This is a genomic window from Gammaproteobacteria bacterium, from assembly GCA_029884425.1.
Taxonomy (GTDB): Bacteria; Pseudomonadota; Gammaproteobacteria; order S012-40; family S012-40; genus JAOUHV01.
On sequence record JAOUHV010000077.1, the window covers coordinates 1 to 8,095 of the forward strand.

The following is an 8,095-nucleotide window of genomic DNA, read 5'->3' on the forward strand; positions in this document are numbered from 1 at the left end:
GACGCCCATCGCGCCATAGAACACCAGATCGCTGACCTCCTGCGCTGTCCAGCCGGACTTATTTTGCTGCGCACGCCATTTTCCTAAAAAATAAAACTGGGCAAATGCCAGCAGATACATCACGCCATACCAGTGAACTTTCACCGGCCCCAGATCGAGCGCAACTGGATTGATTTCAGGAAATGTCAGCATATGACCTCGAATGAATTACGCTAAAGTAAACGACAATAAAAACCCTTGAGATACGAAGTCTCGGGGATTGCCGGATGTATCGGATGATCGGGTGACTGCTGACCGATCTCAAGAATTTGCATTTCTCGACGCAACTGCCCCGCACCTTTTAGCAGCGCTCGCTGTAATTGCCCGGCAGAAAAATGATGCGAACAGGAACAGGAAACCAGAATACCGCCTGGATTGAGAATTTCCATCGCCAATCGATTTGCACGTTGATATGCCAATGCGCCTTCTTTCTCATCTTTCTTGCGTTTGATAAACGCCGGCGGATCAACCACGATCAAATCAAAGGTTCGACCATCCTGTTTAAATTGCTTCAGGATTTCAAAAACATCACCGCAAAGCGCACTGATTTTGCTATCCAGACCATTACGCTTCGCATTATCCAGCACACGATCAATCGCTGGTTGCGAAGCGTCTACTGCAACGACTTCCCGCGCACCTGCGCGCCCCATTTGAATTGACCAGCCACCAACGTAACTGAACAAATCAAGACAGGTTTTATCTTTGGCAAATGTTTTCAAACTCTGCCGATTGTGGCGTTGATCATAAAACCAACCGGTTTTTTGTCCAGACAAGGGAGCAAAAGCAAACTCCGCCCCATCCTCCAGCAAAGTTAATTCTTCAGGCACCTGTCCATAAACCACTTCGACGCTTTCAGCCAATTGTTCCTGAGCACGCGAGCCAGAATCATTACGCAGCGTGATGCCCTTGGGCTGAAACATCTCACAGCACACCGCAATCAGTTCATCCCTAGCCCTATCCATCGCCGCGGTATTCAACTGGGCAACAAAATAATCGCCATATCGGTCGAGAATCAGCCCCGGCATGAAATCGCCTTCGGAAAACACCAAGCGATAATAAGGCTGATCGTACATCTGTTCCCGCAATGCCAACGCCTGCTGCAAGCGATGTTTAAACCATTGCTTGTCCATTTTTTGCTCTGGCAATGCAGAAATCAAACGGGCACAAATCAGCGAATTTGGATTCACATACACCGTGCCCAGTTTTTTGCCATCAAAGCGCAACAAGGTAGCCGTTTCTCCCGGCTGAAATTCTTTCAATGGCGTTTTCTGGATGTCCACTTCATTGCTAAACACCCACAGGTGGCCGACCTGTACACGACGTTCTTCGCCACGTCGCAAAACCAAAGTTTTGCTCATTGCAGATTTCCTTTGGCACCATTAAATAATTGATAAAAATTTTCGGTCGTCGCCTGTGCAACCACATCAACCGGCTCACCGCGCAGTTTGGCGATAAAGTCGACAACATGACTGACATAGGCCGGTTCATTTTGCTGGCCACGATGCGGAATCGGCGCTAAATATGGGCTGTCGGTTTCAATCAGCATGCGTTCCAGGGGAACTTTTCTGGCGACTTCCTGCAATTCGACCGCGGTTTTGAACGTAACAATGCCGGAAAATGAAATGTAGAAATTCATGTCCATCGCCGCCTGAGCCACATCCCAACTTTCGGTAAAGCAATGCATCACACCACCCACATCACGGGCATTTTCTTCTGCCAATATGCGCAAGGTGTCTTCGCGGGCTTCTCGTGTATGGATTATCAGCGGTTTGCCACAGTCACGCGCCGCCCGGATATGAGTCCGAAACCGATCTTGCTGCCAGCGCAAATCACCCTCGCTGCGAAAATAATCCAGCCCGGTCTCGCCGATCGCCACCATTTTAGGATGACTGGCTTCGCGCACTAAATCTGTCACTGTTGGCTCATAGCCTTCATGATGATTGGGATGAACCCCGACAGAGCAACTCACTTGAGGAAAATGCTGCGCAATAGCTTTTACTTTTGGTAAATTTTCCCAGTCAATGCAAACGCACAGAAAATGTTCAACATTTCGAACAGCCGCCGCAGCAAGGTAATGCGACACACCGTCCAGGGTTTCGCCACCTTTTAAACAATCCAGGTGGCAATGAGAATCGACAATGGGCTGATTCCGCATAATGTGTTCTTTCAAAAATTCTCTCGGTTGCAAATAAACAGGCTGTTCACGCTATTTGGCGTGTGCTTGCGTATACGTTTCGCGCCACGCCAACACCAGTTCGTCCATGGTCAATCGTGGATTGGCGTTACCACGTAAACTTCTTTGTGCTTTGATCACGCTATTGGCAAAATCCAGTAATCCGCTCACGCCTAACTGCGCTGCCAAACGCTGTAGCCGCTCCAGCGAATCAGGGTTGTTCAGTATCGAAGGCTGATCGCTGACTTTTAATCGCACCATGTCGGCAACGTAACTGTACAGCCAATACAACGTGATGCTCCAACCAGTCTCGGTCCACAATTTGGAGACTTTCAGCAAATCCGCACGTGGGCGAAGCGCATCCTCCAGGCTGTGCAATAATTCACTGCGACAATCCAATACTTTCTTTTGTGCAAAATCCAAAGCCTTCAGCGGCGCACCATTGGCCAGGGCCAACAACAAATCCGCGTCTTCATCACCCGGCAAATGGATGGTCAACCAGTCCTTGGCGAGATGTCGCTCAGGCAGCGCAAATAAAATACTTTGGCAACGACTCCGTATCGTGGGCAACAAGCCCGTGGGTCGTCCAGTCACCAGCATCATCACCGTATTTCCTGGCGGTTCTTCCAGCGATTTTAACAGTCCGTTTGCTGCATTGACGTTCATCGCTTCGGCATGCTGAATCACGACTACTTTTACGCCGCCGTGATGCGAACTCAGCGAAAGATAGTGCACCACCTCGCGAATTTGATCGACGGTGATTGCCTTGCCTTCTTCAGCAGGTTCAATCAATTTAAAATCAGGATGGGTATGCGCTTTAAATAAATGACAGGCTTCACATTGATTGCAGGCCCGCCCCTGCGAATCCGGCGCGCGACACAACAAGCTGGCAGCAAACGCCACCGCAAATTCGGCCTTGCCCAGTCCTTCCGGCCCTTCCAGCAACAAGCCGTGCGGCAAACTGCCGCGAGCTCGTCGCTGCTGCAATTTATTCCAGTATCCCAGTTGCCAGGGATAGGGCTGAAAAGCCGTCACAGCCATTCCAAATCATCCCGCAGAAAATCTACCCGTTCCTGCAAATCAATAATCGGGCGCGGCATGGTGTCCGCATCCAATTCCTGACGTTCGTCATACATCAGACCGGTAATGATCGTGTTCAACGCTTCGATGTAGGCTTCATTCAATGCGGCTTTGCCCGGCTCAAACACCAACGGAATTCCCGGCTGAATCAACACCAGCCGGTCAAAAAACCGCTCGGTGGACTCAAAGCAACGCAGCATATATTGGTCGAGCTCGTCCATATCGACGACAGTGTCACCTTTCACATCCGCCAAGGTGTAGGCCAGCATGTCCAGTGGCGTTCGATCGGTCACAAAATCGGACGTTTGCGCCTGCCAGATAGCCTCAGCCGCGTCCAGCACCTTGTGCTGAATCCACAACCGAGTCGCAAAATCCATCGGCTTGGCGGGGTCCAGGTTGTGCTGGGCAAACACCTCGCTGGTGGTTGTGCGCACAAACGCCACATTCTGCTGCTTTGCGAACTCCGCAGCCAGCGTGGTCTTGCCAGTCCGATGTGCTCCACATAATCCTAATTTCACAACCCTACCCTAAATAATTCTAAGCAAAGGGTGCTAGTTTGCCATAAACCACCGGCCTTGTGCGACGGCGACGCCACTCTAAATATTCGTCTTTGAAAAACAACAAGATACGACCACGGCCAAGGCCCAGTTTTTTTGCCGAAAATACCCTCAAATTCAGACGATAACCCCTGCCAGGTAGGTCATTGCGAAACGAGGACACAACATGGCGTCAAATATTGCGACCAACTTTTCAGCGATGCAGCAAATCAACCAAACCGTCAATCAGTTAGCCAGTGCGCAGCGCAACAACCGCAGCATGGTCGTGCAGCACATGGATAGAGTCCAGCAAGAAACCAGTCAAACCGCCGGCAAAGTCGTCAGCAACGCCCTGGAAATGGAAGCCAAAAGCGCGGAAATCAAAGGCCGGATGATTGATCTGATGGCCTAGCAGATCACCTCCATTTAAAACGATTCAGCCAGAATCCAACGGAATGCTTGCGCAAATAACTGTATTCATATACAGTTATCAAACTGTTTTTATATACAGCTTTTTTCGCACATTAGTTGAGGGCAAAAATATGGCCGTTATCGTTAAATGGATCTGTGACAGAGACAATACTATGTTTACCAACAAAAAAGACGCTGAAGCCTATGACAAAATGCTGGAGCTGGGCGAACATTTCACCAATTTGCTGACCACGCACATTGCCGGCATTGATCCACAACAGGCCGAAACCTTCGGCATCCTGCTGGCCAAAAACAAAGAAGCTGTCATGGAAGCCTGCAAGGGCAACACCGAGGCGCTGGAAAAACTGGCCTCGTCCCCCAGTGACGACGACCGCTTGCCAGACAACGTCACACCGCTGCTGGCCGAAGCCCACGCTTAACCCCAAGATGATGCCAAAACGGGAGCCTTTCCTGTTTTGGCATCACGCTTCCGATTTCAGATAACGCCGCAATTGCTCGCGCAAAGCCTTGGGCACACCACGAATCGTCAGTGAATCCGTCTGTTCATCGTAATCCACCCGATGATGCAAGTGCGAGGTTGAAAAACTGATGACCAGATCCTTGTCTCGACCTGAAAAACGCACATAGCGTTGCAGGCTGCGTTTGTCGACCATGATTTCTTCCTGCCCCTTGGGCTGGTAGTTGCTCATTTGTCGCGCAAATTGTTCGACATCAATACCGTTCAGCTCTTTTGACAAACCTGGAATACTCACCGGCCGATCTTGTCCGTCTTGCGCAATGCAATGGCTAACAATCTGCGCACGAACCTCTCTGGCCTTTTCCTCCGGCAAGGTTTTAGCGAACGATTCCACCCCCTGCAGAAAAGCCTCGGTCGCTTCCTTTTTGTCGACTTTTTGTACAAAACCAGTCACCCGCTCAAACGCGCGCATCAATTTGGGATTGCCACGCGGATGCACCATGGTGATGTAGCTGGAATCTTCCTTTTGCGCCCACTCACCCAAGTCCACCTTGACGCCAAACAGCGAAGGCCCCGTGTCAATGCTGTAGCTGTGAGTCACCTCAAGACTGTCATTGATGGCAAGGCTCTGCGACTGATGCACACCAAACAGATAAAACACCTGCTGGCGTTCGCTCAATGTGTCGAGGAAAAACAGAAAGTGCACATCCAACTCAATGTCATGTTCTTTCACCTGCGCCAACAGTGTCTGCATCCACTGCTGCGTCAGCGCGATAAATCCCAACTCACCGCGCTCCAGCAGGCGCAAATTGTTTCGCAGCACCGATTGTGACTCGTCAGCCACAAAGCTACCGTGCTGGCGTTTGAGCCTGCCCAAAAAACTTTTTTTAAGCTGTCCGAGCAATTCCTCGCTGGATTCGCCGCCAGCAAGTTCGTTGTCGCGAAGTGATAATTGCGCCTCGGCATCAAAGGAGGCAGACAGATGGTGGGCGGTAATATGGCTGATAGACATGGGATACGCTCAAAATACAAACTACGGCGCACATTCTACCGCACTTCTTGGCTTTCTAATCAGGTCAAAAAATCGCCTAGTGAACAGGCTCTGGCTTTCCGCCTCAATCGTAGGGTGCAGTGACGCCGATGACAGGATTCATTTCGCTGGCGTGCTGGCCTGCCCCCGCTTCCTTTTCCTAAGCTCCGCCGCCATCTTGTTTTGGCTCTGGCCGACTCATAAGGTAAGCCCCAATGACAACGAATAGTATTGCAATACCTGTTAGAACCCAAACATTCTCTATCCGATAGTACATCACAACCCAACTGACAATTAGCATAAATATGGCTATTCGTTTGCTGGTCCTCGAGATAGCCTTTTGTTGCTCCCAGTCAATTAATAACTTCCCTAATTGGGGGTGAGCGTATAACCAACCATGCAAGCGTTCAGAACCTCTTGCTGCAAACCATGCGGTTAAAAGTAAAAACGGAACGGTAGGCAATCCCGGCAAAAGCATGCCCACGATTGCGAGAGCCAAGAAAAAGTAGGCGAGTATTTGGAAAACCAGGCGAGTCATACAACCAAATCAGTTTTTATCATTCGCACTTTAAACATAGTCTCTCTAAATTATTGACGCCTTGCATCAGCAGGCCGCAATTCGGCTCTGCTGCATGCTATGGTTATGTCTTATTATGCTTCATGAGCAAGCAAAAGCGCTTTTACGAAAAACGAATACTCCTTATCTTCATCCGCTTCTTTTTTAAGCTCATTCAGTGCGTTCTGCCTTAAAGCCAGATTCTGTGTTCGAAAACACGCAATGATCGACTTTTGTATGTCTGATATTCTTTCAAGCCTTTTTTCTAGAAGCTCAGGCCGATTAAGAGCTATATCCTGAATTGTTATGTCCGCTCTCTCATTGCCATTTTTGATAAACAGCCACGATCCAGACGCAAAGAAAAAGTCACTTGGATCATCCTCATATGGGTTTATATAAGGTAATTCAACGTGATACTTATCAGACTTTTCGTTATTACATTTTGGACAGGCGTAACCTAGATTACTCCAATCAAACTCAAGATCAGGAAACTTATCTGCTGCTTTGGGTTTTATATGTTCAACATGTGCGTAATCTATATGAGATATTTTACTCTCACAATACATACACTTATCAAACGATGAGATTTTTAGAGCTTGCTTATTTCGGTGATGCTTATAATCCCTTTTTTTTAGTGCAGAAGGATGCGGGCATTCAGGCCTATTGAGCTTAATCACTATTACCCTCCACTAGCCCTTGAATTGCAAATGGAACCATCTTTTCCAAACCAAATTCAGACAATTCTTTCCTAAGCGAGATAAAATCTTCTTTGGTAAGATCAGTTCTACTGTACTTAGCTATTATCCTCTCCAGCTCCTCTTCGACCCATACAGGCATAGTAAATGAGACTCCCAACACTTCATCTAGCACTTCACTCGCCGTCTTCGCTTCATGCATAAAATCTAGATATCTAGATTGTATTTTATTATCCGAGTTATAGGCCAAGGCATAGATACTTGAATCTTTCACGGACCCAACGATAAGAGGACTATGTGTAGAAACAACAAATCTAGCTACGGGGAATGCTCTAAGCAAATCTGGGAGAATGCGTCGCTGCATAGTCGGATGTAGATGGTTTTCTATCTCATCAATAATTACTGTAAAGTCTGGATTATCTTTAGAAGAAAACATATATATTTGCCAAGCAATGTCTATTAGGGCACTAACTCCCCCTGATGCAGTTTCCAAAAGAAACTCATCTGCGCCATCATTACAAACAAATACGATTTCCATATTCCGGATTTCGAATTCTTTAAATCCTAGTGACTTTGGTAGAATCTTCCTAAGTGTTTCCTGAAACCCTTCAAAATACTGAATTTGATCTCGATCTTGGGCCATAATTGTCTTGGTGCCACTAGTTACCCCATAACCATTAATCGCCCATCCAATTAGGGTGTTTTTCATTATAAAGCTGGCCGGCTCATGACTATGGTTATGGAGAACTCTATTCCTATTTACATTAGAAACCTCATCAAAAGCACTCTGCTTCGTCTTTTTAGCTGTTGGGATATTTTGTACGGCTTGATACCTAAAAATAGGCCTATGTGAGGGAATATAAAAACATTTAGCAGGCTGCTGGTTAGATAAACCAACTTGGTATTGTGCGGAGTCCGTGTTTTGAATTAGAAGGTCCGCATTTGCGCCACTCGAATACCCTATACTCCCAACTCTATTAACGCTACTTTTATCCTTCCCGGTACTGTTCATAATTCTGTGTCATTTCTTTAAACTACACCAAAAAGAGATGAAACATGACCCACAAAATTCAATTCGACATGGACGCAGCCATCCA

General features: G+C 47.7%; 11 protein-coding genes. 2 read left to right on the forward strand and 9 right to left on the reverse strand.

Going from position 1 to position 8,095, the window contains the following annotated elements; all coding sequences use genetic code 11:
* The 5 genes from OEW58_13660 to OEW58_13680 form a co-directional block, all read right to left on the reverse strand.
* Positions 1–192: prolipoprotein diacylglyceryl transferase (locus OEW58_13660; GenBank protein ID MDH5302393.1), on the reverse strand; the 192-nt coding region annotated here is incomplete at its 3' end.
* 20 nt (positions 193–212) lie between these two features.
* On the reverse strand, positions 213–1,397 hold the full coding sequence (locus tag OEW58_13665) for a class I SAM-dependent rRNA methyltransferase (protein ID MDH5302394.1): 1,185 nt from the start codon (positions 1,395–1,397) through the stop codon (positions 213–215).
* Entirely contained in the window at positions 1,394–2,209 is an 816-nt protein-coding gene (locus OEW58_13670) for a TatD family hydrolase (protein MDH5302395.1), read from the reverse strand. Before OEW58_13670 ends, OEW58_13665 begins: the two co-directional genes overlap by 4 nt.
* A gap of 36 nt (positions 2,210–2,245) precedes the next feature.
* A complete protein-coding gene (locus tag OEW58_13675) occupies positions 2,246–3,253 on the reverse strand; it encodes a DNA polymerase III subunit delta' (protein ID MDH5302396.1) in 1,008 nt (335 codons plus the stop codon).
* Positions 3,244–3,810: an ATP-binding protein gene (locus OEW58_13680; protein ID MDH5302397.1), complete on the reverse strand. Its 567-nt coding sequence runs from the start codon at positions 3,808–3,810 to the stop codon at positions 3,244–3,246. The genes OEW58_13675 and OEW58_13680 overlap by 10 nt, the downstream gene beginning before the upstream one ends.
* A gap of 205 nt (positions 3,811–4,015) precedes the next feature.
* Between OEW58_13680 and OEW58_13685 the strand changes: the two genes are divergently transcribed.
* Entirely contained in the window at positions 4,016–4,240 is a 225-nt protein-coding gene (locus tag OEW58_13685) for a hypothetical protein (GenBank protein MDH5302398.1), read from the forward strand.
* A 130-nt stretch (positions 4,241–4,370) separates the two neighbouring features.
* Complete coding sequence (locus OEW58_13690) at positions 4,371–4,679, forward strand: YebG family protein (GenBank protein ID MDH5302399.1); 309 nt, start codon at positions 4,371–4,373, stop codon at positions 4,677–4,679.
* Positions 4,680–4,721: 42 nt separating this feature from the next.
* Here OEW58_13690 and OEW58_13695 read toward each other — a convergent pair whose 3' ends face one another.
* The 4 genes from OEW58_13695 to OEW58_13710 all read right to left on the reverse strand — a co-directional run bounded on the left by OEW58_13695 (position 4,722) and on the right by OEW58_13710 (position 8,010).
* On the reverse strand, positions 4,722–5,729 hold the full coding sequence (locus OEW58_13695; GenBank protein ID MDH5302400.1) for a nucleoid-associated protein: 1,008 nt from the start codon (positions 5,727–5,729) through the stop codon (positions 4,722–4,724).
* Positions 5,730–5,907: 178 nt separating this feature from the next.
* Positions 5,908–6,285, reverse strand: coding sequence for a YbaN family protein (locus OEW58_13700; GenBank protein MDH5302401.1), 378 nt, complete (start codon positions 6,283–6,285; stop codon positions 5,908–5,910).
* A 113-nt stretch (positions 6,286–6,398) separates the two neighbouring features.
* On the reverse strand, positions 6,399–6,980 hold the full coding sequence (locus tag OEW58_13705) for an HNH endonuclease (GenBank protein MDH5302402.1): 582 nt from the start codon (positions 6,978–6,980) through the stop codon (positions 6,399–6,401).
* Complete coding sequence (locus OEW58_13710; GenBank protein MDH5302403.1) at positions 6,973–8,010, reverse strand: ATP-binding protein; 1,038 nt, start codon at positions 8,008–8,010, stop codon at positions 6,973–6,975. The genes OEW58_13705 and OEW58_13710 overlap by 8 nt, the downstream gene beginning before the upstream one ends.
* Positions 8,011–8,095 lie beyond the last annotated feature (85 nt).